The organism is Streptomyces sp. ISL-94, from assembly GCF_018614075.1.
Lineage (GTDB): Bacteria > Actinomycetota > Actinomycetes > Streptomycetales > Streptomycetaceae > Streptomyces.
The window spans coordinates 45,314-68,973 of record NZ_JAGGOZ010000029.1 but is presented as its reverse complement, the minus strand read 5'-3'; the positions used below and the strand labels follow the sequence as shown (position 1 = coordinate 68,973).

The window sequence follows — 23,660 nt, the reverse complement described above, 5'->3', positions numbered from 1 at the left end:
CCTCAGGGTGATACGTTCGCGGCGCAGTGGTAAAGGACGCTCTTGAGCTGGAACGGCGTGAGCCACGGATGCTTGCCGAGGACGAGCGCCGCGATCCCGGCCATGTGCGGCGCGGCGAAACTGTTGCCGGTGTTGCGGACGGTGCCGCCGCCCAGGCTCGCCACCGGCACGCGCACCCCCCGGGCGCGGAACTCGACCGGTGGCGCCGGGTTGTAGTAGAAGCGCATGCTGTCGGGCTCGGCGTGGCTGGCGACCGAGACGACCGACGCGAAGTTCCACGGGAAGCTCTCGATCGGCAGGTTGTGCGCGGCGGCCACCACCGTCGTCCGCCGGAAGTAGGCGCGGTCGCACAGCTCTCCCAGCCGGTCGCGGAACTCGACCCTGTTCGTCGACAGGCTCATGCTGATGACGTCGAACCCCTCCTCGATCGCGAAGGCGAGTCCGGCGATCAGCGCGGAGGCGCTGCCGGACCTCCCGTCGCCGAGCACCTTCAGTGAACTGAGCGACACCCCCGGCGCGATGCCGCGGATGATCCCCGCGCACGCGGTCCCGTGCCCGGCGCTGTCCAGCGGCTCGCACTCCTCCACGCGCGCAGCCCGGCCCTCGGCCGTCACCACGTGCCACGCCCGCTCGACCGGCCCGACCAGCGGATGGGCTGCGTCGACACCGCTGTCGAGCACGCAGACGCGGACGCCCGCGCCGCTCGCGCCGCCCCAGGCCCAACCGGGGTCGATCCCTTCGAACAGGACCGCCGGCACGGGCTCGCCCGGACCGCCGTCGGCCGGCATGCTCCAGGCCGGCATTCCGGAGGAGTGCGGCACGCGCTCGCGCCGCCAGGGCGCGTCCCTCACATCCACGCCCGCACCGCCGTCAGCGGTTTCGTGGCGCCGACGGCGGCGTAGCCGGCGGCGGCCAGAGCGCCCATGGTGCGGGCCCCCGACGGGTCGCCCAGCAACCGGTGGGCCCGGGCCAGGTCGAAGCAGACCTCGCCGCGCAGACACGGGTCGTCGATGTCCTCCAGCAAGGTGACCACACCGGCGCGCATCGGATCGGCCCGGCCCTCCTCGGCGGCGATCAGCACGGCGGCGGACATGCACAGGATCCGCCCCCGTACGTCCATCTCGTCGCACCGTGCCAGGAGCGCCGCGATCCGGCGGGCGGCCTCGCCCGCCCGGTCGCGCCGCGCGCACTCGCGGGCCGCCTGCACCCGCATGGTGAGCGCCGTCGGCACGTAGCCGGCCTGGTCGAGGGCGTCGGCCGCGCGGCAAAAGCACCGCTCGGCCTCCTCGTGCTCGCCCTCCAGCGAGGCCGCCAGACCGGCCACCTGGTCGACCAGGACGCCCCCCATGGCCAGCCGGAGCTGTTCGACCACCGATTCGGCCTCGGCCAGCGCCGAGCGCGCACCGGAGCGGTCCCCGGTCAGCGCCAGGCAGCGGGCGCGGGCCACCAGCGCGGGCAGCGCCAGGAACCGGTCCGCGGCGAACCGGTCGAGGAGCTCCGCGCAGCCCGACAGCTTCTCCTCCATGGGAGTCGCGGACCACTGCCGGATCTCGCACAGAGCCACCAGGAGGCGGTCCTCCTCGTACGGGTCACCGATGCCCCGGGCGTGCCCGAGCGCGGCGCACGCCGCTGCCTCGGCTGCTCTGAACCGGCCGTGGTCCAGGTGGAACAGCATCCGCACCTGCTCGAACCGGCACCAGGCGAACCGGTCGCTCCCGCCGTCGAGTTCCGCACGCAGCCCCTCGACCTCCTCGGTGCTCACCCTGCCGAGCCGCGCCGCCAGCAGATACCGCTGGACCAGGCAGGGCCGTAGCCCCTCGCCGTCGGGGCCCTGGGGCGGGCCGTCCGCGACCACGTCCAGCGCGCGCCGGGTGTCGCCGGCGAGCAGGAGGGCGTCGCTGAGCCGGATGGCCACGACCGCCAGGCACGCCCCGGGCCCCTTCCGCGCCAGTACGAGCGCTCGTTCGAGCAGGCCGATCGCCGTCGGCACGTCGCGCTGCCGGAGCGCCACGGTGCCCTCCGCCAGCAGCGCCCCGGCAGCCTGCCGCGTCAAGCCCGGCAGCTCCGCGTCGTCCCGACGCAGCCCCCTCAGGAGCCGCGCGGCGGCTTCGAAGTGGAAGCCGGGACTGAAGCCGCTCTCGGCCAGCCGCCGGTGCCACGCGATGCGCTGCTCCTTCTCCAGCCGGCCGTACGCCACTTCGTGCACCGGCTGCTGCACGAAGCGGTATCCGCCCTCCTCCGCCGTGGAGTGGATCAGCCGCTGCCCCGCGAGCGCGTCCAGACCCTGCGCGGGCAGGGCCTCGCCGAGCAGCGCGAGTTGCTCCAGGGTGAACGAAGGGCCGATCACCGAAGCCGCGCCGAGCAGCCGCCGGGCGGGCGCGGGCAGTTGGTCGATCATCGCGCCCACCATGGCGGTGATGGTCGGCGGCACCTCGTCGACGGTGCGTCCGATCTTCAGCCAGTCCATCATCAGCCGGATGTACAGCGGATTGCCGGCGCTGTAGTCCGCGACCCGGTCGACCAGGTCCAGGTCGTGCAGTTCCACCTCGTCGGCGCCGCTCCGCACGGCCAGCGAGACCGCCAGCCGCGCGCTGTCGATCGGGAGCAGCGCGCCGACGTCGATCACCTGCTCCTCCGGGAGCGCGGGGCCGCCCCGCGCCGCGAGTCCGGGTCTGGCCACACAGACCGTCAGAAGCGGCATCTCCCGCAGTCCGTCAGCCAGTTCACCGATCAGCCGCAGGAGCGAGGGACCCGCCCACGCGAGGTTGTCCCACACCACGACGAGCGGCCGGGACGCCGCGGCGGTGAGCAGCTCGCGCGCCGCCCAGGCCACCTCCTCGACTCCCGGCCCCGGAACGGTGCCGGCGCCGCGGGGGAGCGAGGTGTCGCGCAGTCCGGCCAGCACCGCGGCGATACGGCTGTCCGACCGCAGCAACTCCGCGCACGACGGGGCCTGTCGGGTCAGCCCGTCCAACACCTCGACGAGCGCCGCGTAGGTGCCGTCCCCACCGTAGGACGGACAGCTCCCGAACACGGCGATGGGCTCCGCCCCGGCCGCGACGAGATCGTCCACGGCCTCCCTCACCAAGCGGGTCTTGCCGATGCCCGGCGGTCCCAGCACGGTCACCAGCTCGGGCCGCCGGTCACGGGCCACCCGCTGGTAGATCAGGCCCAGCCGGCGGCGTTCGGCGCTGCGGTCCACCATGGGCGAGCCGTCGCCCGTCCGGTCGGCGCAGACAGTGCCGGTGACCAGGAGCACGGGTACCGGTTCGGCCTTCCCCTTCAGCGTCACCGGGGGCACCGGGGCCATGGCGTAGTGCGGCCGGGCCAGGTGCGCCACGGTCTCGTTGACGATGATCTCCCCGGCCACCGCCAGTGACTGCAGGCGCGCGGCGAGGTTGACCACATCGCCGACGACCCGGATCCCGGCCCTGGCCGAACGCGTCACCAGCGCCTCACCGGCCGCGATACCGCAGTGGACCTCGACCGGAGCCGCGTCGGCAGCCGGGGTGCGCAGGCGGCGGACGTCGGCGCGGATGCGCGTGGCCGCCCGCAGCGCCCGCAGCGCGTCGTCCTCCCGTGAGGTGTCCGCGCCGAAGACCGCCATGACGGCGTCGCCGATGAACTTCTCCACGACCCCGCCGTGCTCCTCCACGGCGGTCGAGCAGAGCTCGTAGTACTCGTCGAGGAGCTGCTGCAGCGGCTCAGGATCCACCCGCTCGGCGAGCCCGGTCCATCCGACGAGGTCGAGGAAGAGAACGACCACCAGTCTGCGGCTCATAACGCGGTCCTCCTCCAGGGGCCTGCGCCGCCCGGGCGGGGCGGCGTCGGGATCAGAGCAGCTTCAGGTTGTGGGCCCACACCTCGGCATCCGCCCCGGCGTCCGCCTGGTTCAGCCGGTGCTGGACCGACACGACGACGGTGGTCTCCTCCTCGGTCAGGCGGGCCAGCACATCGCGCTGCGCGGCGCTCAGCTGGTCGACCGGGAGTCCCGCTTCACGCAGAGCGGTCAGAGGATCGAACATGTCACTCACCCCATTCACGGGGCCGCACGGGGGCGGCCAGATGTCGACGGGCAGGATCCGGTGGACATAGCAGTAGGCCACCAGCTCCGCCCTGTTCCTGCAGTTGAACCGGTCGAGGAGGACGCTGATCTCCTCGCCCACGGTGTGTCTGCTCAGGCGCAGTGCACGCGCCACGCGGTCGGTCGTGTGCCCCCGAGCCACCATGGCCACCAGTACCAGGGCCCGGGTGGACATCTCGGGACCCCGAATCGACGTCACCAACATGCGCTCCTCACGACGTACTCCGTACGAACAACTCACGCACCATGACGGCAGCCATGAAAGAGACGCCGTGCCAGCCCGCCTTGCGTTCGAACCACAGCCAGTCGCCGTCCGGATTGGCCTCCAGGAACACCGGCTCCCCGGTGTCGGACACGAGCAGGTCGAACGCCCCGTACCGCAGGTCCCACGCGGCGCACAGCGTGCGCACCGCCTCGGCCGCGGGCCCCGGGCAGTCGACGCGCGTCACCGTGACGCTGTCGGGGTCCGTCAGGGGACTCGACGGGTCGGGCTTGCGGACCTCGAAGGCGCAGATCCCGCCGTCGAGGTGGTAGACGCGCAGTTCACGGCTGTGGGCCACGTACTCCTGGACGACGACCGGACGCCCACCGGCCGGACCCCCGCCGGCCCCGGCCGCACTCTGCGCCACCTCCTCACGGCCGACGACCGCGGGCAGGCACGCCGGCCAGTTCAGCGGCTGCGGCTCGAACAGCCGGAAGTCCGGCGTCTTGACGACGAGGACCGGCGCTCCCACCTCACGCGCACCCGCCGGGACGTCGTTGGTGACGACCGTCCGGGGCGTCCGCACGCCCAGCCTGCGGGCATCCACCAGCTGGCCCGGCCCGACGACCGTGCCGCCGGGCAGCGCGGCGGCCGCGGCCGCCGCCACCTGCCGAAGGAACCCGGACCACGACTCCGCCTGCAACGGTGTCACCGAGCCCGCCGGCCGCGCCTGTGCCAGCAGTGCGCAGGCCGAGCCGTGGCGCACCCACACCACGGCCGGTCTCACGCGCTGCCCGGCGACGTCCAGCAGACCGGTGTCCACGTCGAGCGCCATGGGCGTGGACGGGATCTCGTCCTGACGGATCAACAGCGTCGGTGTTTCCAGCGGCCCCGTCAACGCGTCGCGTACGACTTCCAATTCACGGCCGCCCGCGCAATTCACAAGGACCACGACGGCTTTTCCGTCATGTTCCTCCGGATCCCCTGAACGGCTCATGCGGCCGATGTTAGCCGCCGGGATCGTGCGTAAGGAGGCAGAAGAGAGGCAGTTCCACGGCAGCTTGGGCAGCACCCGTCGCACCAGGGGCCGACAGGCGTAACGTCCACCCGCAGCGACACGATCGGAAATCCTGAGAAACAGCGAGCACAGGGTGGAGGGGAGGGATCGTGGTGAATGGTGTGGTGAACGCCGAGGAACTCACCAAGCGTTATCGCGGGAAAGAGACGCCGGCCGTCGACCGCATTTCGTTCGACATAGCCAAGGGCGAGACCATCGGTCTGCTGGGACCCAACGGTGCCGGCAAGACGACCCTGATGAAGATGATCTGCGGCGTCACCCCTCCCACGACCGGGAGGATCCGGGTCTTCGGCGCCGACCCGAGCCGCGACCCGGTCGCGGTCAAGAGCGGGATCGGCGCGATGCACCAGTCCGCTCCCTACGACGAGATGCTCTCCGCCCTGGACAACCTGCTCATCGCCACGCGTTTCAAGGGCCTGTCCTGGCGCACGACCCGGCCCTGGGCGATGGAGGTGGCCGAGTACCTCGGTCTGAAGGACGCCCTGTCACAGCTCGTCTTCCAGCTGTCCGGGGGACAGCGCCAGCGCCTGCAGCTCGTACGGGCCCTCCTCACCATTCCCGAACTCCTGATCCTCGACGAGCCCTCGGCCGGCCTGGACGTGGCCGGACGGCACCAGATCGAGCGGTTCGTACGGTGGCTGCGCGAGGAGAACGGCATGACCGTGATCTGGACCAGCCACATCATCGAGGAGCTGGAGCGCAACGCCGAGCGCGTCCTGGTCATCAACAAGGGAAAGGTGGTGCGCTTCGCCCAGCCCAGCGAGCTCGTGCGGGAGTTCGGCGGCGCGCACCTGCTGGTGAAGGTCGACGACGCGGTCGGAGCGAAGGTCGTCAAGGAGTGGGCCGGCACGGCCGGACTGACGGCCACGGCAGACGATGCCGAGGTGCGCATCGAGAACGCCCAGGTACGGGACGTGCTGCCGCAGCTGTCACGGCACTGCCACGACTCCGGAGTGGCGATATCGGGAATCTCCACCGTCACCGACTCGCTGGAGCAGGTCTTCCTCCGTATGACCGGGAATGAGGGCTGACGCCGTGACCGAGCTGGGATTCAAGAACAAAGCGCCGGTCGGGAAAGGAAAACCGGCCGACTTCACCGCCGTCTTCTACCGGGAATACGCGCTCCTCGCCCGCAACAGGGTGAACCTCATCCTCGGCCTGACGCCCATGCTCGTGTACCTGCTGCTGGTGAACACCTCGCTCGGAAACGTCGTCGGGAACATCGTCTACCGGGGCGAAACACTTCCGTTCTCCGTGTTCCTCCTCCCCATGGTCCTGGCGATGTCGGTGGTGAGCGCATCGGGGACCACCGGCATGGCCATGTTCCAGGAGGAGATGAGCGGGGTGTCGACCCAGCTGTGGAGCTGGCCGCTGCGCCGATCGCGCTTCCTGGCCGGCAAGCTGCTGGCCGGAGTCTCCCTGGTGCTGGCCCAGAGCGTGCTGGCCCTGGTCGTCGCCGCGGTCATCTTCGACTACCCGTTCCACGCGTCCCACTGGATCTGGCTGCTGCTCGCGCTGGTCCTGTCGTCGGTGGCCTTCAACGGGCTGTACCTCGCGGCCGCCGTCCTCATCAGCGACTACCGCACCTTCATGGTGCTCACCAGCGTCTCGGTGCCCGTCCTCGTCTTCGCCGCGCCGTCGCTGTCCACGGCGCAGCAACTGCCCACCGTGCTCCAGTGGATCTCGAAGGTGAACCCGGTGTCGTACGCGGTCACCGGCATGCGCGACGCCGCGATCTTCGGCCTGGAGAAAGCGTGGCCCTCCCTGACGGTCCTCGCAGCCGTCGCTCTCGTCGCCAACGTCGTCGCCGCCCGCGCACTGCTGCGACGCACCCGGAACCTCTGACCCGCAGGGAGTCCCTCACCGTGCAGACCGACGCATCCACGCTGTCCTGGCTCGCCTCCCCGCAGGACCTCTCCGTGCTCCGCCTGCCGGGGACGAACAGGGCCCGCCCGCCGGCGGCCACATGGGAGATGGTCAGCCGTGCGGCGGTGAAGGCGGGTGTCACCCGGGTCGCCGACATCACCCGGCTCGACACCATCGGCATTCCGACCTTCCAGGCCGTCCGGCCGCTGTCCAGAACGCTCGCCGTCTCCCAGGGCAAGGGGCTGACGCCCGAGCTGGCCAAGCTGTCGGCGGTGATGGAATCGGTCGAGACCTGGCACGTGGAGCAACCGGTGCCGCCCGTGCGGAGGGCGGCACCGCGCGACATCGGCGCGGAACTGGGCTACGACGTCCACGCCCTGCCGCCCTCCGCACCGAGCCTGCTGCACGACGGCCTGCCCCTGGACTGGACGGCGGCACGCTCGCTGGTCGACGGCGCGCGGACGTTCGTCCCCGTGGACGTCGTCCGGCTGTCCCTGGAGGAGAACACCGGCTGGAACCCGCCGGTGTTCTTCGAGTCGACGAACGGCCTGGCCGGCGGCAACACGCTGGTGGAAGCCACGCTCCACGCGCTCTGCGAGGTCATCGAGCGGGACGCGATGACGGCGGCCGTCGCGGCGGGCGGCGAGATGGGCGTACGGGTCGATCCGCGGAGCTCGGGGTCGGCGGAGGCGGAGGAGCTGTGCGCGCTGATCGAGCGGGCCGACGTCACCCTCGAAGTGCGCCTCGTGCCCTCGCCCACCGGTCTCCCGTGCTTCCTGGCCTGGGTCGCCTGCCACGACTACCCGGCTCCGATGTTCGGTTTCGGATGCCATCTCAGCACCGCGATCGCCCTCACCCGAGCCGTGACCGAAGCCGCTCAGGCCAGGCTCGCGTACATAGCGGGGGCCAGGGACGACCTGAAGGACGACTTCGGCGCCGTGGACACCGACCGCCTGAAGAGGGCCCGGTCCGGCCCGGCGGCCGGCATCGGCGACTTGGTCCAGGAGCCCGCCCGGCACGACAGCCTGGTCGGTGATCTCGCCTACGTGGTCCGGCAGGCGGCCGAGGCCTTCTCCCACCCGCCTCTCGTGGTGGACCTGACCCGCGACGAGATCGGTGTTCCGGTCGTGAAGGTCGTCGCACCGGGCAGCCGTGTGTCTCCGGAGGTGCTGTAGTGAGTACACCCAGCGTGAGTACACCCAGCGTGAGTGCGTCCAGTGCGGTCGTGGCATCCAGGGTGGTCGTGTACGCGGGACCGACTCTTTCCGCCGCCGATGTCCGCGCGGTGCTCCCGGAGGCGGAGGTCCGGCCCCCCGCCGGCCGGGGCGATCTCCTCGCGGACCCGTGGCGGCGCGGCGACGTCGCCGTCATCATCGACGGCTACTTCCGGGAGCGGCGGTCCGTCGGCCACAAGGAGATCCTGCAGCTGCTCACCGAGGGCGTGGACGTCGTCGGGGCCGCGAGCATGGGCGCGCTGCGCGCCGCGGAGCTGGGGCCCTGCGGCATGCGGGGCATCGGCGCCGTCCACGCCATGTACGTCTCGGGCGAGATCGACGGGGACGACGAGGTGGGCGTGCTGCACGGCCCGGCCGAGATGGGCTATCCGGCGCAGACCGTGGCGCTGGTGAATCTCCGGTACGGCTGCGCGGAGGGAGCGGGGTCGGACCTGGTCCCGGTGGAGTCCGGGCGACGGATCGTGGCGGCGGCCGCGGCCCTGCCCTTCACCCATCGCGGCTGGAAGGACCTGGAGCGGGCGGTGGAGGAGCAGGACCACGAGGCTCTGTGGACGTTGGAGGAGGTCATCGGCTCCGGTGTCTGGGACCTCAAGCGGCTCGACGCCCTGGCGGCGCTCCGCGCGGTCGCGGCCGGCAGCTCGGCGGCGCCCGGTCCGGCCGCCGCCCATGTGCCCTTCACCGGGATCAGCCGTACCCAGGCGCTGGTCCGGGGGACCCGAAGGGAGTACGTCCCCGGCCGGTGGATGTCGGATCTCGATGTCCTGGACGCGGCACGGCTGTTCGACGGCGCCTATCCGGCGCTGCACGAGGAGGTCCTCACCGGTCTGCTGGCGGACCTCGCGGCCGCCAGGGGCATGACGGTCGAGGCGTACGCGACGGCCAGGCTGGGATTGGACGGCCGGACCCCGCTGCCGGAGTCCCTCGCCCGCTGGTTCGCGGAGCCGGAACGCGAGCACCTCACCGGTGAGGAGCGGGCCCGGCTGCTCATGGTGCGGGTGTGGCCCGTGTGGCAGTCGGTCGACTGGAGACCGGCGGTCCTGACCCGGCTGTGGGAATCCGGGCGCTGGGAGGAGTGGTGCGACCTCGTGGCGCGGGCCGACGAGGCCGCGGAGGAGGCCCGGCCCAGGCTCGTGGTCCCGCCGCCGCAGATGTGCGCGAAGCTCTTCCTGCGCCACTGGCTGGGGCGCGGTACGTCACCGGATGCCGAAATGGCACGACGGGGATTCTCCGGCCCGGACGAGCTGGGCGGCGCGGTCAGGCGGTTCTTCGCCTTCGACGTCCGCCGGGGCCGGAGCCGGGGGAACGCCGCCGCGCGCTGAGGCAGGCCGCCAGAGCGGTCCGGCCGGCTGGCCGGCCTTCGCCCGGAGAACGGCCTTCCCGTATCCCGGCCGGCCTGCTGTCCGGCCATCCGGGGACCGAGCGCTCGGTCTCCGGATGGCGCCGTACGGGCATAAGTGCGGCGGACGTGGAAAGCCGCAGGCTATGAGACGCACTTCGAAGGAAGGCCGCGGCAGCGAAGTCGATCGTCCGGACACCGGGAAGAAAGGCGGTGCGGGCCCGGAGGGGCGGGCCCCCGATGAGCCCACCGAACTGACGAAACGGTCGTGGGGGGCCGTCCTGCGCGGGACGGTGAAGGAGTTCACGAACGACGAGCTGGCCGACCGTGCCGCGGCCTTGACCTATTACGCGGTGCTGGCGGTGTTCCCGGCCCTCCTGGTCCTGGTGTCCCTTCTGGGTATCGCGGGGGAGTCCACGACCCAGCGGGTGCTGGACAACCTGCAGAAGCTGGCCCCCGGCTCGGTCCGGGACGTGATCAGTGATGCGGTGCAGCAGTTGCAGGGCCGCAGCGGTGTCGGGTCGGTGCTGGCGGTCGTAGGCTTGGTCGTGGCGGTGTGGTCCGCCTCCGGCTACATCGCCGCTTTCATCCGCGCCTCGAACGCCGTCTACGACGTGCCCGAGGGCCGTCCGGTGTGGAAGACCCTGCCGCTGCGCCTCGCGCTGACCGTGACCCTGATGGTCCTCGCCTGCGCCGGCGCGCTGATCGTGGTCTTCACCGGAGGCCTGGCCCGGGAGGCCGGCGCCGCCCTGGGGATCGGCGACAGTGCGCTGACGGTGTGGTCGATCGCGAAATGGCCGGTCCTGGTGCTCCTGGTCACGATCATGATCGCGATCCTGTACTGGGCCGCGCCGAACGCCAAGGGCCGGGGATTCAAGTGGGTGACCCCCGGCAGCTTCCTGGCCCTGGTGATCTGGATGATCGCCTCGGCGGCCTTCGCGTTCTACGTCGCGAACTTCGCCTCCTACAACAAGACGTACGGCACGGTCGCGGGTGTGATCGTCTTTCTGGTGTGGCTGTGGATCACGAATCTCGCCATCCTCCTCGGTCTGGAGTTCGACGCGGAGCTGGTCCGTCAGCGCGCCATCGCCGGCGGGCTGCCCAAGGACGAGGAGCCCTACGTGGAGCCCCGCGACACCAGGGCGTGGAGTGCCGAGGACCGCCGCCGCATGGAGTGAACGCCGGCCGTTGCCGGCGGGTGACCCGCCGGTTGCGGGGTAGTCGCGGTGTGGCGGGACAACCACACGAGGTGCATCGTTCCTGATCAAGCCAAGGCGGAGGTGGACGAATCGTGAGTACGACTGAGCAGCGGACCAGTGCCGCCGATGACTCGGTGGGCGTGCTGCTTTCGCGGGCGTCACAGCAGATCTCGGAGCTGGTTCGCGAGGAGATGCAGCTCGCGCGGGCGGAGATGACCCAGAAGGGGAAGCGGTTCGGGACCGGCGGCGGCCTGTTCGGCGGAGCTGGTCTTCTCGGCATTCTGGCAGCTCAGGCCCTGGTGGCGGCGGGTATCGCCGCACTGGCCCTGGTGCTCCCGGTGTGGGCTTCGGCTCTGATCGTCGCCGCGGTGCTGGCCGTCACCGCCGCCGTGGTCGCGCTGGCCGGGAAGAAGCAGATCGCGAAGGCCGGTGCGCCGGCGCCCGAGCAGACCATCGAGAGCGTCAAGGCCGATGTGGCCGAGATCAAGGAGAAGGCACACCGATGAACAGCGAGCCGCACAACGAATCCACCCCCACCGCCGAGGAACTGCGCCGGCAGGTCGAGCACACCCGCGATGAGCTCGGCCAGACCGTCGAGGCACTGGCGGCCAAGGCCGACGTCAAGGCCCAGGCGAGGGAGAAGGCGGCCACCGTCAAGGAGCAGGCTGCGGGGAAGGCAGCAGCCGTCAAGGAGCACGCCGCGGGGAAGGCCGCCCTGGTCACCGGGGAGATCCGGGAGAAGGTCGAACACGCCGCACAGCTGGTGCGGGACAAGACCCCCGAACCGGTCGTGGAGAAGGCGGCCCACGCCGGCGGGCAGATTCGCGCGGCCACGGCCCATGCCGGACACCTGGCGTACGAGAAGACGCCCGACTCGGTGCGGGAACGGGCCGGGCAGGCCGCCGCCGCGGCGCGGGCCAACCGGACCCGGCTGCTCGCGGCCGGCGCCGTCCTGGTCGTCTTCCTGCTGGTGCGCCGGAGCCGGGAGTGCAAGTGAACGGGCCACGCGGCCGGCCGGGGGAGCAGCCCCGGCCGGCACCTGGGCGGGTAGGTCAGTACAGCGAGACCTTGTACGTGGCGAGCGCCTCGGGCACGGGCTGGTAGAACGTCGTTCCCCCGGCGCTGCCGTTGCCGTTGCCGTTGCTGTTGCCGCCGGAGGCGATGCCGAGCCCCTTCGTGCCGTCGTACAGCGCGCCGTGCCGCCCGGCGAGCGCATACCGGGGCTCGACTACTGCGGCAGGTCGTCCTCCTCGTCGGCGCTGACGAACCGGTCGGTCACGTCCCGCCCGAGTACGTGTGCATTCCTGATCCGGCGCTCGTTGGCCCGGTCAACCCGCTCCGCGTCCGCCGGCGGCTGTGCCCCGGTACCCGTACGGGAGGGGATCCCGGGCTTGCGCCCGTGCTCGTCCGCCGTGCCGCCTTCATGCTGCATCCGAGGCCGCCGTACCTCCGGCCTGTCATCGTCCGCGCCGCCCATCGGTGCACCTCCTGCGTACCCGCTCGTCCGTCGCCGGCAACAACCGCGCATTCACCTCGCGCGTGCCCGCCTTCCACCGATCAAATCCAGGGCGGGACTGCCCCCTGCCCGACCCCGCGTACGGGACGGTTGCGTCCGTCCGGGCGCGGCGCCGCGGGCCGCCGCCCGGAGGGGCCGGGGACGGATCAGCGAGGGGTCGGCGGATGAGCCGCATTGAGTGTGAACAGGGCTCCCTCGGCGTCTTGCAGGGTGACCCACCGCTCGGTGGCGTTCGACTCGACAGGCGAAAGGGTGCGGCCGCCGAACGCGGTGGACGCGTCGGTCGCCGCGTCGAGGTCGGGCACGCGGAAGTGGACGTGCCAGCGTGGCCGGGCCTGGGGCGCGGAGGCTGCGGCATCGACGGGACCGCTGTTCAAACGGGCCACGGGCTCTCCGGACTGCCGCAGGACGACCTGGTCCTCCTCGTATGAGACCTCGCAGCCCCCCTCGCGGCCGGTGGCCCATTCGAGCACTCCGCCGTAGAAGATCGCGGCCTCGAAGGCGTCCCTCGTACGCAGCTCCAGCCAGGCCGGCGCATGGCCCGCGCCCACCCGCCAGTCAGAGCGGACAGGACCCTCCCAAATCCCGAAGGAGGCACCCTCCCGGTCGGCCGCGAGCGCCCCGCGGCCGCCGGAAGCGAAGGAGACCGGACCGACGGCGACCGTGCCGCTGCGCTCACGGATCCGGCCCACGGCCACGTTGGCGTCAGCGACGGCGAAATGCACCGTCCACGCGGCCATCGCCAGATCCCCGGCCGGCTCCCCGATGCCCGCCACCGGCACACCGTCCAGCTCGGCGATGGTGGACGACTCCCCGAGGCGGCCGGGCCGGAATTGCCAGCCCAGCACCGCTCCGTAGAACTGCTGAGCCGCCTGCAGGTCGCGGGCCGTCAGGTTGACCCAACAGGGCGCACCGAAGACCTCCCTGGTCGAGATCTCCACGCTCACGCTCCGCTGTCCGTGGTCCGCGCAGTACGGCGGTGGGGTCTGGGTCAGGTGTGGAGGCGGCTGTTGGCGCCTTCCTGGCCGTCGGCGCTCTCGTCGTTGAACCAGTAGTCACCGGCCGCCAGGTAGCGGAAGGCGTGCGTGCTCTCCCCGGGAAGGGCCACGGTGACCGCGCGCGTGCCGTCCTTGCGGGCCCGCAGTTCGTGGGCGCCGGGCCGCCAGTCGTTGAAGTCGCCGACGACGCTGACCGGGCCGGGCGGGGTGTCGGCGGGGATCACGAAGGTGATCTCGGTGCCGTCCTTGCGCCGCTTGCGTTCCAGCACGGGGGCCTCCTGTCGGCGTGTACGGGGTCGCGCCCATCCTCGCGCCGGGGGCGGCGGTCCGCACGTCGGCGCCACGGCAGCGACCCGTGCGAAACGCGAGCGATACGCCCAAACGGACCAGCGAGCACGTCCAGACCAGGCCTGACGGCCGATGGGCCCGTCTGCCGTACATCAGCCCGTCTGCCGTACATCAGGGGGAAGCCGGGCCGGAAACCGAGAGGCCCACAACGCGGCGGGGTACCCCTGCACTCCGAGGCCCCTGGCCCGCGAAGTCGCCTGCGGTACGGAACACCGTTCGGCACGGCTCAACCGAGAGGTACAAGCACATGGCAGACGTCAATCCCATCGAAGTGCAGAAGGCCCTCAAGGGGGCGGAATACCCCGCGAAGCGCGATGACCTCGTGCAGCTGGCGAAGAGGAACGGTGCCGGGGAGGAGATCACCCAGGAACTCGCCTCCTCGTCCAAGGACCGGTTCAACGGTCCGGACGACGTCCAGAAGTCCGTCTTCGGCCGGCGGTAGCACGAGGACGCGGCGGGGGCGGCGGGGCGCACGCACCGCTGCCCCCGCCGTACCGCCTGTCCGACGACGTGGAGGCAGCCCGACCGTGACCGATCCCCGTACGACGGTCGTCGTGATCACACGCAACCGCCGGGAACAGGTGCTCTGCACGCTGGACCGCTTGGCCCGGCTTCCCGAGCGCCCACCGGTGATCGTCACGGACAATGCGTCGGACGACGGGACCGCCGAGGCGATCACCCGTCTGCATCCCCAGGTGACCGTACTGCGTACGGGCCGGAACCTCGGGGCGGTGGGGCGCAATCTCGGCGTGCGCCGCGCGCGGACGCCGTACGTGGCCTTCAGCGACGACGACTCCTGGTGGGAGCCCGGCGCGCTGGGCACGGCCGAGCGGCTGCTGGACTCCCATCCCCGGCTCGGGCTGCTCGCGGCGCGCATCGCCGTGGGGCCTGGCGGCGTACCGGATCCGCTGAACGCCATGCTGGCGGGCTCTCCGCTCGGGCGGACCGCCGATCTCCCCGGGCCGCAGGTCCTCGGGTTCCTGGCCTGCGCCGCCGTCGTCCGGCGCCAGGCTTACTTGGACGCCGGCGGCTACCACCCGGTGCTGTTCTTCGGCGGGGAGGAGACGCTCCTCGCCTACGACATGGCCGCGTCCGGGTGGGGGGTGTGCCACTCTCCCGACGTGGTGGCGGTGCACCGTCCCACGGGCGTACGGGCCGGACGGCCTGCCGTCCAGCTCCGCAACGCCGCGCTGACCGCCTGGATGCGCCGCCCGCCGGCCGTTGCCCTGCGGCACAGCCTCGTCCTGGCCGCCGCGGCCGGTCGCGATCCGCAGGCCCGCCGGGAGCTGCGGGAACTGCTCGCGAGGCTCCCCGCGGCGCTGCGCTGCCGGCGGCCGCTGCCCCCGGCGCTCGAGGCCGCGGCCCGCCGCCTCGACTGAACGCGGCAGGCGGAGTCCGGCCGACCCCCTCAGGCTCAACATCGTGACCCTGCTCGCCCGGGAGACGCTCTGCACCACGCACCTGGTCGAGGAGACCGGCGCGAAGCAGACCAACCTTTCCCACCACCTCAAGGTGCTGCGCGAAGCCGGGGTCGTGGACACCGAGCCGCCAACTCCACCGCCACGGTGTTCGGCCTCGGCGTCCTCATCGCCCTGCTGGACCCGGTCTCCGGCGCCCACTTCAACCCGGCGGTCACACTCGCCGAGTGGTGGACGGCCCGACGCGGCGGGCCGGGCGTCACCGCCCGCGAGCCGGCCGTCTACGTGCCGTCGCCGATCGTCGGCGCGATCGCGGGCCCCGTGCCGGCCGACGCGATGTCCGGGGAGCCGCTGGTGAAGTGGTCCACGCACGACCGCTCCGCCGGCCATGCTGCTCGGCGAAGTCGTCGCGACGGCCGGGCTGATCCTGCTGATCTTCGGCCTGGCCCGCACCGACCGGCTCCGGTTCGCGCCGGTCGCGGTCGCCTCGTACATCGGCGCGGCGTACTGGTTCACCTCGTCCACGTCCTTCGCGAACCCCGCCGTGACCATCGGCCGGGCGTTCACCGACACCTTCGCGGGCATCGCCCCGGCCTCGGTCCCGGCGTTCGTGGCGGTGCAGCTGCTGGGCGCGGTCGTGGGCCCGGCCCTCGTCGCGGTCGTCTTCATGCTGCCACCGGCACGCAGCTCCACACCGTCAACCACCGCAGCCCCCACGCGTCCACGGGCCGACGCGTGATCGTCCAGGAGGCGGCAGCTCCGGCGCCCGGATCGCCGCCGATCTCGCCCAGCGTGCGCGCTGCCCGATCCGGCAGGGGTGTGCGGCAGCAGCCCACGCTCGGCGGCCACGGCCCCGACTCACGGTCGGCCGTCGGGCGCACACGTGTCAGGGCGCCTTCGTGCCGGCGGTGGTCAGCAGTGCACCCATCGCCGCCAGGACGGCGGGCTCGACCCGGTAGTACACCCAGGTGCCGCGCCGTTCGGAGGACAGCAGGCCGGCGTCCTTGAGCTTCTTCAGGTGGTGGGAGACGGTCGGCTGCGAGACGCCGACGTCCGAGATGTCGCACACGCAGGCTTCCCCGCCACCTTCGGTGGCGGCGCGGCCGATGAGCTCCCGGCCCGCGGTGCGCTCGGCCTTGCCGCCAAGGCCGCCGTCGAGGGCGGCCACGCGGACGCGGTCACCGGCTTCCGCACCCGGGGAGTCGAGGAGGATGCCGACGGCCGCCTGGTCCTCGTCGGGGAGGACGGCCGCCGGCTCGACCCGGTCGACGAGGTCATCGGTCTGACGGGATTCCGCCCGGACCTGTCCTTCCTCTCCGAGCTGCGCCTCGGTCTCGACGAGCGCCTCCAGGCCCCGGCCGGCCTGGCCCCGCTGATCGACCCGAACCAGCACTCCTGCGGCACGGTCTACCCGCACGGGGTGAAGGAGCTGTCCCACCCGGAGACCGGCGTCCACCTGGTCGGCATGAAGTCCTACGGCCGCGCTCCGACCTTCCTCGCCATGACCGGCTACGAGCAGGTCCGGTCCATCGCCGCCGCTCTCGCGGGTGACCGTGAGGCCGCCGAGCGCGTCGAACTCACCCTGCCCGAGACCGGAGTCTGCGGCGGCGCGGGCCTCTTCGACCAGCCCGAGGCCGCCGAGGACAACGGCGGCTGCTGCGCCGCCCCCGCCGCGACCGCCCTCCGGATCGGCGTCGGCGCCCCGGCTTCCTCCGGAAGCTGCTGATCGCCTTGCCGCACACCGGTCCTGCGCCGCCCCCTCAGACGATCTCGGTGCGGCGGCCTCCTTCGGGGATGACCAGCGGGGTGCCGGCCACGGGGCACTCGATGACCGCGGCGCGCAGGCCGAAGACCTCGTGGACGAGTTCCGGGGTGACGATCTCCGAGGGCGGCCCGGCGGCCACCACGCGGCCGTCGCGCATCGCGATGAGGTGGTCGGCGTAGCGGCAGGCCAGGTTGAGTTCGTGCAGGACCATCACGACGGTGCGGCCTTCGGAGCGGTTGAGCTGCGCGACCAGTTCGAGGACGTCGACCTGGTGGGCGAGGTCGAGGTAGGTGGTCGGCTCGTCCAGCAGCAGTACGGAGGTGTCCTGGGCGAGGGCCATCGCGATCCACACCCGCTGGCGCTGGCCGCCGGAGAGCTCGTCGATGGAGCGGTGCGCGAGCTCCGTCGAACCGGTGGCCGCGAGGGCCGCGTCCACGGCTGTCTCGTCGGCCGAGGACCACTGGCGCCACCAGCGCTGGTGCGGGGTGCGGCCGCGGGCCACCAGGTCCCGTACGGTGATGCCGTCCGGCGCGCTGGGGGTCTGCGGCAGCAGGGCGAGGCGCAGGGCGAAGTCCCGGGCGGACAGCGAGGAGATGTCCTCGCCGTCCAGCAGGATGGTGCCGTCGGCCGGCTTGAGCAGCCGGGCCAGCGCGCGCAGGGCGGTGGACTTGCCGCAGGCGTTCGGGCCGACGAGGGCGGTGACCCGGCCCGCCGGAATCGGCAGGTCGAGGTCCTCGGCGACGATCCGGTCGCCGTAGCCCAGTCGGAGGCCGGAACCGTGCAGCGCGGCGGGGCGGGTGTCGGTCGCGGCGACGGTCAGCGGGGCGGTCATGTCAGCCTCCCTTTCCGGCCCGGTTGGCCCGGGCGAGGAGCAGCAGCAGGTACGGGGCGCCCACGGCACCGGTGAGGACGCCGACGGGCAGTTCGGTCGGGGCGAGTACCACGCGGGCGGCGAGGTCGGCGAGGATGAGCAGGACCGCGCCGGTGAGCGCGCTGGTCACCAGCGGGATTCCGGCGGTGCCGGTGAGGCGGCGGGCGATCTGCGGTGCTCCGAGCGCGACGAAGGCGATCGGCCCGGCGGCCGAAGTGGCCAGGGCGGTGAGGCAGGTGGCGAGGACCAGCAGCGCGATCCGGGAATGCCGCAGCGGGATGCCGAGGCTGCGCGCGGTGTCGTCGTCGTACTGGAGCAGCTGGTACGGGCGGGCCAGCGCCAGGGTGAGGGGCATCAGGACCGCGAGCGCGAGCCCGGACCACTGGACGTGCTCGTAGCCGCGGCCGTTGAGGCTGCCGGTGAGCCAGACCATGGCGCGGGAGGCCTGGTCGATGTCGGCGCGGGCCAGCATCCAGCGGGTCAGCGCCATCAGGGCGCCGTTCGCGGCGAGACCGACGAGGACGAACCGGTAGCCGGTGATGGTGCCGTCGCGGTAGGCGAGCAGGTAGATGGCGGCGGAGGTGAGCAGGGCGCCGGCGAGGGCGCCGAACGGCACGGCGCCGAAGGTGCCGGCTCCGGCGGCGGTGACCCCGCCGATCAGGATGGCGGTGACCGCGCCGGCTCCGGAGCCGGCCGCGATGCCGATGAGGTCGGGGCTGGCCAGGGAGTTGCGGGTGACGGCCTGGTAGACGGCTCCCGCGAGACCGAAGGCGGCGCCGACCAGCAGCGCGGTGAGGGCGCGGGGCAGCCGTAGTTGGTGGATGATCAGGCCGGCGGCGCCGTCGCCGGTGCCGAGGACGGCGCCGAGCACGTCACCGACCGGGATGGCGTACGTGCCGAGGGACACCGAGACGACGAGCGCCGCGCATCCGGTGACGGCCAGCGCGAGGACCGCGACGGCGACGCGGGGCCGCACGGCGAGGCCGACCGGCCCGCTCTCGAACTTCAAGAGGCTCATCCGGTGTGCTCCTTGAGCTTTCCCCGCTTGACGAGGAAGGCGAGGAACGGGGCACCGAGCAGCGCGGTGACGACGCCGGCCTCCAGCTCGCCGGGGCGGGCGACCATCCGCCCCACGACGTCCGCGGTCAGCATGAGGGCCGCGCCGCCCAGTGCCGAACAGGGCACGAGCCAGCGGGCGTCGGGGCCGGTGAAGGCCCGTACGACGTGCGGGACGACCAGGCCGATGAAGGTCACGGGGCCCGCGGCGGCGACGGCGGCGCCCGCGAGCAGGATGACGGCCACGGCGCCCAGCGCCCGGGTCGTCCTGACCTTCGTACCGAGGCTGCTGGCGAGGTCGTCGCCGAGCGCGAGGGCGTTGAGCCGGCCGCTGAGCCCGATGGACAGCAGCAGCCCGACGGCCACGAACGGCAGCAGTTGCAGGCCCAGTTGGGCGTCGCGGCCGGCGAGGGAGCCGACCGCCCAGAAGCGGTACTGGTCCAGGGTGCGGACATCCAGCAGGACGAGCGTGTTGGTGCCCGCGTCGAGCAGTACGGTGACCGCCGCGCCGGCGAGGGCGAGTTTGGCCGGGGTGGCGCCGCCGTATCCGGTCCCGCCCACGGCGTAGGCGAGCATTCCGGCCAGTGCGGCGCCGAGGAACGCGAACCAGATGTACTCGTACGGGCTCGTCAGACCCAGGGCTCCGATGCTCGCGGCGACGGCGAAGGCGCCGCCGGCGCTGATGCCGATCAGGCCCGGATCGCCCAGCGGATTACGGGTGATGTCCTGGGCGACCGCTCCGGCCGCCCCCAGTGAAAGGCCGACGAGCAGGCCGAGGAAGGTGCGCGGCATGCGCAGTTCGCGGATCACCACGGCGTCCCCCTCGGTGCCGCCGCCTATCGCGGTGAGCACGTCGGAGAGCGGTACGGCCTTGGTGCCGATGGCGAGCGAGGCGCAGACGGCGGCGAGAACGGCGGTGAGGAGAACCGCCGTCACGGCGGCGCGGGTGGCAATGCGCCGCGGTGCGGGGGGAGGTGGAGCGGGGCGGTGGGCTGCGACGGCCACCCCTGCGTCGACGGGCTTGAGGGTCACGCTCACAAAGGTAAGGGATGCCTAACCGAATGTGGTGCTCACCCCCGGGGTGGATCCGGCCACGGAGAGCCGCTATTCTCACAGCACTCCACAGGTAAGCCTTGCCTAAGTTTCACCCTCTGTACTGCCCTCTCATTTGGAGAAACCCGATGAACACCTTTGCTCAGCGCCGCCGGCCCGGCCGGATCGCCGCAGCCGCCCTCACGGCAGCCCTGGCCTTCTCGCTGGCAGCCTGCGGCGGCGGCAGTGGTGACGGCAAGGCCGCCTCGGACGCCTCGGACAAGCCCGCCGCGGCCGACTCCGGCTTCCCCCGCACCATCACCCACGACAAGGGTGCCACCGAGGTCAAGACCAAGCCCAAGCGGGTCGTGGCGCTGGACAACAGCCTGGTCGAGGCCGTCGTCGCACTGGACACCCCGCTGGTCGGCGGCATCGGCTCCTACCGCGACCAGAAGGGCTTCCCGGCGTACCTCGGTGACGCGGTGAAGGAGACCAAGGACGTCGGCCCGCTCGACAGCCCGAACCTCGAGGCGATCGCCGCCCTCAAGCCGGACCTCATCGTCTCGGCGACCGTCCGCCACGCGGACCTGTACGACCAGCTGAGCAAGATCGCGCCGACCGTCTTCGTCAAGACGACCGGCCCGATCTGGAAGGAGAACATCACCTTCCTCGGCCAGGCGCTCGGCCAGGAGGAGAAGGCCAAGGCCAAGCTGACGGCGTACGAGACCCGCGCCAAGAAGATCGGTGACGCCATCAACGCCCAGGGCGGCGGCAGCGGCGACGGCGGCAAGCCGACCCTCTCCGTCACGCGATTCGTCGACGGCCCCACCCGGATCTACCTGCCCAAGACCTTCAGCGGCATCATCCTGGCGGACATGGGCCTGACCCGGCCGGAGAACCAGCGCGACACCGAGAAGTTCAACATCGAGATCAGCGAAGAGCAGATCCAGCAGGCCGACGCCGACCACATCTTCCTGACGACCTTCTCGGGTGGCGAGGAGCGCAAGAAGAAGTTCACGGCCAACCCGCTGTGGCAGCGCCTGAACGCGGTGCAGAAGGGCAACGTCCACGAGGTCGACGACGCCACCTGGATGACCTCCGTCTCCCTTCAGGGCGCCGACATGGTCCTCGACGACCTGGCGAAGACCTTCAAGGTCGACCCCGCCAAGTGACCCGCGGCTGACCCGTCCCGTCCGGGCCGGCACCGCAGGCGTACGAACCCGTACGCCTGCGGTGCCGGCCCGCGCTCGTTCCCCGGGGCTTTCGCGGTGGGCGAGGAGTCATCCCCCGTCTTCCAGCCGCCGCAGCCGCTCCGCGTCACAGGTGCGCGGGCACGTGCCGCACGGCAGGGCCGCGTCGAGCGCGTAGTAGAGGCAACACCCGAGCCGCGTGCGGGTCGGGTACCGCCGTCCCTCCCGGCCCGACAGCCGGCGGAAGTCCGCGCCCCCGGGAAACGGCGCCATGGCCGTCGGAAGCAGATCGGTCGCGGCGCTCACGGCCCGCTCCTCCTGCCCGAGCATGCGCCCGAGGTACCAGATACCGGAGACCAGGTCGTCCGCCGCCATGCCCCACAGGGCGCGCGGCCCGCGCCGGGCGCAGGGGCCGATCGCTGTCAGCAGCGGACGCATGTGGTCGACGACGGCGGCCCGCAACTCCGCGCGCAGCGCCTCCTCGTCGCCGACCACGCGGATGCCGGACGACGGTGAGGCCGCCGCCGGGTCATCCGGCAGGCAGGCGAATCCGGAGCCGGCGGTGACCTCGAACACGCCCGTGGCGAGGTCCAGTCGGATCTCCGAAGGGCGGATGCGCGGAACGCGCCGCTCCAGGTACCAGGCGCCGCTCATCAGCAGACTGACGGACCAGAGGTAGTCGTGCAGGGCGCGGGAGGCTGCGACATCCCTGCGCGGGGTGTGCCCGTGCCGCTCCCGGATGCGGGCCGACTCGGCGTCGACGAAGGCATCCAGCGGCTCTGGCCGCTGCGCCAAGTCCGCTCCGGTCACCGTCGTTCCCGTCAGCGCCGTTCCCGTCCCCGTCGTTCCCGCCGCCGCCGGCGGCGTGCCGTCGGCGCCCGCGACCCGCAGGCTCAGCGCCTCGCACGACCCCGCGAGGCGCAGGTAGAGGGAGGCGAGAGCGCGGGCCGCGCTCACGGCGGCACCGGCCGCGGCGGCGTCCAGGGTCGTGGTCATCGGTGTTCCCTCAGGTGCGGGCGGTGCCGAATCGAGACACCAAGAACAGGAAGAACGGGAAGGGCAGGTAAGCCTTACCTTAACTTCTGTGATCAGATGTGATCAATCGAGGCTGCGTCAAAAGGGTGAGACAGGGCTTGAGTTATTGGCTAAGGGTTGCCTAACCTAAGTCTGTCAACGGATCTTTTCAGCTGTCGGCGACCTGCCGCCGACCAGTGGCTTTGCCGCTCGCCACCTCCTCGACTCGGAAGGGGTCACCGCCCATGCGGTTGTACCTGCTCGCCCTCAACCCCACCGACTCGGTGACCGAAGGCTTCCTCCCCGCCGCCGCCCGGCTCGGTCTCGCGGTCACCCTGCTCACGGACGAGCCCGAGGCCCACCGCCGGACGTACCCGGACATCGAGGTCCTGCACTGCGACGTACGCGACTTCCGCGCCGTCATCACCCGGATATCGACCCACCACGCGCCTGACGCCGTGTTCGCCAACAGCGATCACCTGCAGACGCAGGCCGCCCTGGCCGCCGAGTACTTCGGCCTCCCGGCCAAGAGCTGGCAGGCCGCGCTGCGTACAAAGGACAAGGCGCACATGCGCCGCCACCTCACCGCGACCGGCGCCGACTCCGTGTGGTCCACCGAACTCGCCGCGGGGGACGACGCCGCCGAGCTGACCCGGTCCGACGTGCCCTACCCGTGCGTGGTCAAGCCGCGCGAGGGAGTGGCCAGCGAGGACGTGGTCCTCGTCGAGGGGCCCGAGGAACTGGTGCTGCGCTGCAAGGAGATCCAGGCGCGGCGGCCCGGGGCGGCACTCGTCGTCGAGGAATACCTCGCCGGTGAGCTGTACACGCTGGAGACGCTCGGAGACGGCAGCACCCGCCACGTCCTGGGCGGATTCCACACCGAACTCTCCGCCCCGCCCTACTTCATCGAGGAGCGGATGACCTTCGTCCGGGCGCATCCCGCACCGGTCGTCGCGCAGGTCCTCGCCCAGCTCGACGCCCTCGGCATCGGCTTCGGCATCTGCCACACCGAGTTCGCGGTGCACGAGGGCAGCGCCCGCATCATCGAGGTCAACTACCGGGCCATCGGCGACCAGTGCGATCTGCTGCTGGCGCAGCTGCTCGGGATCCCGCTCTTCGAGCTCGTCCTGCGGACCCACCTCGGAGAGCCGCTGCCCGCGGACCTGGGTGCCCGCGACGACGGCGCGGCCCGGCTGGAGTACCCGTGCGCCGAGCGCGCGGGCACGCTGACGGCCGCGCCCGCCGCCGCCGATCTGGTCGTGGACGGCGTGCGGCTCACGTACCGGCCCCTGCGCGAGGTGGGCGAGACGCACCAGCTGCACCACACCAACCGGGACTACCTCGGCGTCCTGCGGGCCACCGGCACGGACCAGGGGACCGTCGACCGTGTCGCCGCCGGCTTCCTCGCCGCTCAGCGCTGGGAGATCACTCCGTGACGCAGGCGCCCACGCT

24 protein-coding genes and 3 pseudogenes are annotated in these 23,660 nt (G+C 72.1%); 14 read left to right on the top strand and 13 right to left on the bottom strand.

The features are described from left to right. Positions 1–2 precede the first annotated feature (2 nt). Genes J7E94_RS11675 through J7E94_RS11660 form a run of 4 tightly spaced genes read right to left on the bottom strand, consistent with a single transcriptional unit; the run spans position 3 to position 5,283 of the window. Positions 3–851 carry a S8 family serine peptidase gene (locus tag J7E94_RS11675; RefSeq protein WP_215014854.1) on the bottom strand — a complete coding sequence of 283 codons (849 nt, stop codon included), beginning with the start codon at positions 849–851 and terminating at the stop codon, positions 3–5. Then, positions 848–3,781, bottom strand: coding sequence for an AAA family ATPase (locus J7E94_RS11670; protein ID WP_215014712.1), 2,934 nt, complete (start codon positions 3,779–3,781; stop codon positions 848–850). Before J7E94_RS11670 ends, J7E94_RS11675 begins: the two co-directional genes overlap by 4 nt. 52 nt (positions 3,782–3,833) lie before the next feature. Then, positions 3,834–4,283 carry an aroma-sacti cluster domain-containing protein gene (locus J7E94_RS11665; protein ID WP_215014710.1) on the bottom strand — a complete coding sequence of 150 codons (450 nt, stop codon included), beginning with the start codon at positions 4,281–4,283 and terminating at the stop codon, positions 3,834–3,836. Positions 4,284–4,296: 13 nt separating this feature from the next. After that, complete coding sequence (locus J7E94_RS11660) at positions 4,297–5,283, bottom strand: hypothetical protein (RefSeq protein WP_215014708.1); 987 nt, start codon at positions 5,281–5,283, stop codon at positions 4,297–4,299. A gap of 170 nt (positions 5,284–5,453) precedes the next feature. Between J7E94_RS11660 and J7E94_RS11655 the strand changes: the two genes are divergently transcribed. From J7E94_RS11655 to J7E94_RS11625, 7 genes are all read left to right on the top strand, one after another. Beyond that, the gene (locus tag J7E94_RS11655) at positions 5,454–6,395 is read left to right on the top strand and encodes an ABC transporter ATP-binding protein (RefSeq protein WP_215014706.1); all 942 of its coding nucleotides are present in this window, start codon (positions 5,454–5,456) and stop codon (positions 6,393–6,395) included. A 4-nt stretch (positions 6,396–6,399) separates the two neighbouring features. Further along, positions 6,400–7,209: an ABC transporter permease gene (locus J7E94_RS11650; protein WP_215014704.1), complete on the top strand. Its 810-nt coding sequence runs from the start codon at positions 6,400–6,402 to the stop codon at positions 7,207–7,209. A gap of 20 nt (positions 7,210–7,229) precedes the next feature. Continuing rightward, positions 7,230–8,405, top strand: a complete 1,176-nt coding sequence (locus J7E94_RS11645; RefSeq protein WP_215014702.1) for a YcaO-like family protein — start codon at positions 7,230–7,232, stop codon at positions 8,403–8,405. A 50-nt stretch (positions 8,406–8,455) separates the two neighbouring features. After that, positions 8,456–9,784 carry a TfuA domain-containing protein gene (locus tag J7E94_RS11640; protein WP_215014699.1) on the top strand — a complete coding sequence of 443 codons (1,329 nt, stop codon included), beginning with the start codon at positions 8,456–8,458 and terminating at the stop codon, positions 9,782–9,784. Between the two features lie 163 nt (positions 9,785–9,947). Continuing rightward, positions 9,948–10,979: a YihY/virulence factor BrkB family protein gene (locus tag J7E94_RS11635; protein WP_215014697.1), complete on the top strand. Its 1,032-nt coding sequence runs from the start codon at positions 9,948–9,950 to the stop codon at positions 10,977–10,979. Between the two features lie 113 nt (positions 10,980–11,092). After that, on the top strand, positions 11,093–11,506 hold the full coding sequence (locus J7E94_RS11630; RefSeq protein ID WP_215014695.1) for a phage holin family protein: 414 nt from the start codon (positions 11,093–11,095) through the stop codon (positions 11,504–11,506). Further along, positions 11,503–11,997: a DUF3618 domain-containing protein gene (locus J7E94_RS11625; RefSeq protein WP_215014693.1), complete on the top strand. Its 495-nt coding sequence runs from the start codon at positions 11,503–11,505 to the stop codon at positions 11,995–11,997. Before J7E94_RS11630 ends, J7E94_RS11625 begins: the two co-directional genes overlap by 4 nt. Before the next feature lie 55 nt (positions 11,998–12,052). On the opposite strand, the pseudogene J7E94_RS34420 reads toward J7E94_RS11625, so the two are convergent. From J7E94_RS34420 to J7E94_RS11610, 4 genes and pseudogenes are all read right to left on the bottom strand, one after another. Then, positions 12,053–12,196, bottom strand: a pseudogene (locus tag J7E94_RS34420) (serine protease); the annotation flags it as partial. 32 nt (positions 12,197–12,228) lie between these two features. Continuing rightward, a complete protein-coding gene (locus J7E94_RS11620; RefSeq protein ID WP_215014691.1) occupies positions 12,229–12,432 on the bottom strand; it encodes a hypothetical protein in 204 nt (67 codons plus the stop codon). Positions 12,433–12,662: 230 nt separating this feature from the next. Then, positions 12,663–13,457 (bottom strand): VOC family protein, encoded by a 795-nt coding sequence (locus J7E94_RS11615; RefSeq protein ID WP_308344904.1) that lies wholly within the window; start codon positions 13,455–13,457, stop codon positions 12,663–12,665. 50 nt (positions 13,458–13,507) lie between these two features. After that, positions 13,508–13,783 carry an isoamylase early set domain-containing protein gene (locus tag J7E94_RS11610; protein WP_215014688.1) on the bottom strand — a complete coding sequence of 92 codons (276 nt, stop codon included), beginning with the start codon at positions 13,781–13,783 and terminating at the stop codon, positions 13,508–13,510. 326 nt (positions 13,784–14,109) lie between these two features. Between J7E94_RS11610 and J7E94_RS11605 the strand changes: the two genes are divergently transcribed. The 4 genes and pseudogenes from J7E94_RS11605 to J7E94_RS11590 all read left to right on the top strand — a co-directional run. Continuing rightward, positions 14,110–14,304, top strand: coding sequence for a DUF2795 domain-containing protein (locus tag J7E94_RS11605; RefSeq protein WP_215014686.1), 195 nt, complete (start codon positions 14,110–14,112; stop codon positions 14,302–14,304). An 85-nt stretch (positions 14,305–14,389) separates the two neighbouring features. Then, positions 14,390–15,241, top strand: coding sequence for a glycosyltransferase family 2 protein (locus J7E94_RS11600; RefSeq protein ID WP_215014684.1), 852 nt, complete (start codon positions 14,390–14,392; stop codon positions 15,239–15,241). A 19-nt stretch (positions 15,242–15,260) separates the two neighbouring features. Then, a pseudogene (locus J7E94_RS11595) lies at positions 15,261–15,410 on the top strand (ArsR/SmtB family transcription factor); the annotation flags it as partial. Continuing rightward, positions 15,410–16,019: pseudogene (locus J7E94_RS11590) on the top strand (aquaporin); the annotation flags it as partial. The pseudogenes J7E94_RS11595 and J7E94_RS11590, both read left to right, overlap by 1 nt. Before the next feature lie 147 nt (positions 16,020–16,166). Here J7E94_RS11590 and J7E94_RS35920 read toward each other — a convergent pair. Further along, a complete protein-coding gene (locus tag J7E94_RS35920; RefSeq protein WP_374224429.1) occupies positions 16,167–16,493 on the bottom strand; it encodes an ArsR/SmtB family transcription factor in 327 nt (108 codons plus the stop codon). A gap of 207 nt (positions 16,494–16,700) precedes the next feature. On the opposite strand from J7E94_RS35920, the gene J7E94_RS35915 reads away from it, so the two are divergent. Further along, entirely contained in the window at positions 16,701–17,006 is a 306-nt protein-coding gene (locus J7E94_RS35915; protein WP_374224426.1) for a hypothetical protein, read from the top strand. Between the two features lie 34 nt (positions 17,007–17,040). Here J7E94_RS35915 and J7E94_RS11575 read toward each other — a convergent pair whose 3' ends face one another. Genes J7E94_RS11575 through J7E94_RS11565 form a run of 3 tightly spaced genes read right to left on the bottom strand, consistent with a single transcriptional unit; the run spans position 17,041 to position 20,004 of the window. Beyond that, positions 17,041–17,877, bottom strand: a complete 837-nt coding sequence (locus tag J7E94_RS11575) for an ABC transporter ATP-binding protein (protein ID WP_215014682.1) — start codon at positions 17,875–17,877, stop codon at positions 17,041–17,043. A gap of 1 nt (position 17,878) precedes the next feature. Continuing rightward, positions 17,879–18,934, bottom strand: coding sequence for an iron chelate uptake ABC transporter family permease subunit (locus J7E94_RS11570; RefSeq protein ID WP_215014680.1), 1,056 nt, complete (start codon positions 18,932–18,934; stop codon positions 17,879–17,881). Then, positions 18,931–20,004, bottom strand: a complete 1,074-nt coding sequence (locus J7E94_RS11565) for an iron ABC transporter permease (RefSeq protein WP_215014678.1) — start codon at positions 20,002–20,004, stop codon at positions 18,931–18,933. The genes J7E94_RS11570 and J7E94_RS11565 overlap by 4 nt, the downstream gene beginning before the upstream one ends. Before the next feature lie 149 nt (positions 20,005–20,153). On the opposite strand from J7E94_RS11565, the gene J7E94_RS11560 reads away from it, so the two are divergent. Then, positions 20,154–21,176, top strand: coding sequence for an ABC transporter substrate-binding protein (locus J7E94_RS11560; RefSeq protein WP_215014676.1), 1,023 nt, complete (start codon positions 20,154–20,156; stop codon positions 21,174–21,176). 108 nt (positions 21,177–21,284) lie between these two features. Here the strand turns inward: J7E94_RS11560 and J7E94_RS11555 are convergent, their stop codons facing one another. Further along, on the bottom strand, positions 21,285–22,190 hold the full coding sequence (locus J7E94_RS11555; protein WP_215014674.1) for an iron-sulfur protein: 906 nt from the start codon (positions 22,188–22,190) through the stop codon (positions 21,285–21,287). A gap of 263 nt (positions 22,191–22,453) precedes the next feature. On the opposite strand from J7E94_RS11555, the gene J7E94_RS11550 reads away from it, so the two are divergent. Then, positions 22,454–23,644: an acetyl-CoA carboxylase biotin carboxylase subunit family protein gene (locus J7E94_RS11550; RefSeq protein WP_215014672.1), complete on the top strand. Its 1,191-nt coding sequence runs from the start codon at positions 22,454–22,456 to the stop codon at positions 23,642–23,644. The last annotated feature ends 16 nt before the right edge of the window (positions 23,645–23,660 follow it).

Bases quoted from the DNA above. Each gene is read 5' to 3' on its own strand.
- J7E94_RS11625 (WP_215014693.1), top strand. From the start codon at position 11,503: ATGAACAGCGAGCCGCACAACGAATCCACCCCCACCGCCGAGGAACTG.
- J7E94_RS11670 (WP_215014712.1), bottom strand. From the start codon at position 3,781: ATGAGCCGCAGACTGGTGGTCGTTCTCTTCCTCGACCTCGTCGGATGG.
- J7E94_RS11620 (WP_215014691.1), bottom strand. From the start codon at position 12,432: ATGCAGCATGAAGGCGGCACGGCGGACGAGCACGGGCGCAAGCCCGGG.
- J7E94_RS11575 (WP_215014682.1), bottom strand. From the start codon at position 17,877: ATGACCGCCCCGCTGACCGTCGCCGCGACCGACACCCGCCCCGCCGCG.
- J7E94_RS11550 (WP_215014672.1), top strand. From the start codon at position 22,454: ATGCGGTTGTACCTGCTCGCCCTCAACCCCACCGACTCGGTGACCGAA.
- J7E94_RS11560 (WP_215014676.1), top strand. From the start codon at position 20,154: ATGAACACCTTTGCTCAGCGCCGCCGGCCCGGCCGGATCGCCGCAGCC.
- J7E94_RS11660 (WP_215014708.1), bottom strand. From the start codon at position 5,283: ATGAGCCGTTCAGGGGATCCGGAGGAACATGACGGAAAAGCCGTCGTG.
- J7E94_RS11570 (WP_215014680.1), bottom strand. From the start codon at position 18,934: ATGAGCCTCTTGAAGTTCGAGAGCGGGCCGGTCGGCCTCGCCGTGCGG.
- J7E94_RS11605 (WP_215014686.1), top strand. From the start codon at position 14,110: ATGGCAGACGTCAATCCCATCGAAGTGCAGAAGGCCCTCAAGGGGGCG.
- J7E94_RS11635 (WP_215014697.1), top strand. From the start codon at position 9,948: ATGAGACGCACTTCGAAGGAAGGCCGCGGCAGCGAAGTCGATCGTCCG.
- J7E94_RS11555 (WP_215014674.1), bottom strand. From the start codon at position 22,190: ATGACCACGACCCTGGACGCCGCCGCGGCCGGTGCCGCCGTGAGCGCG.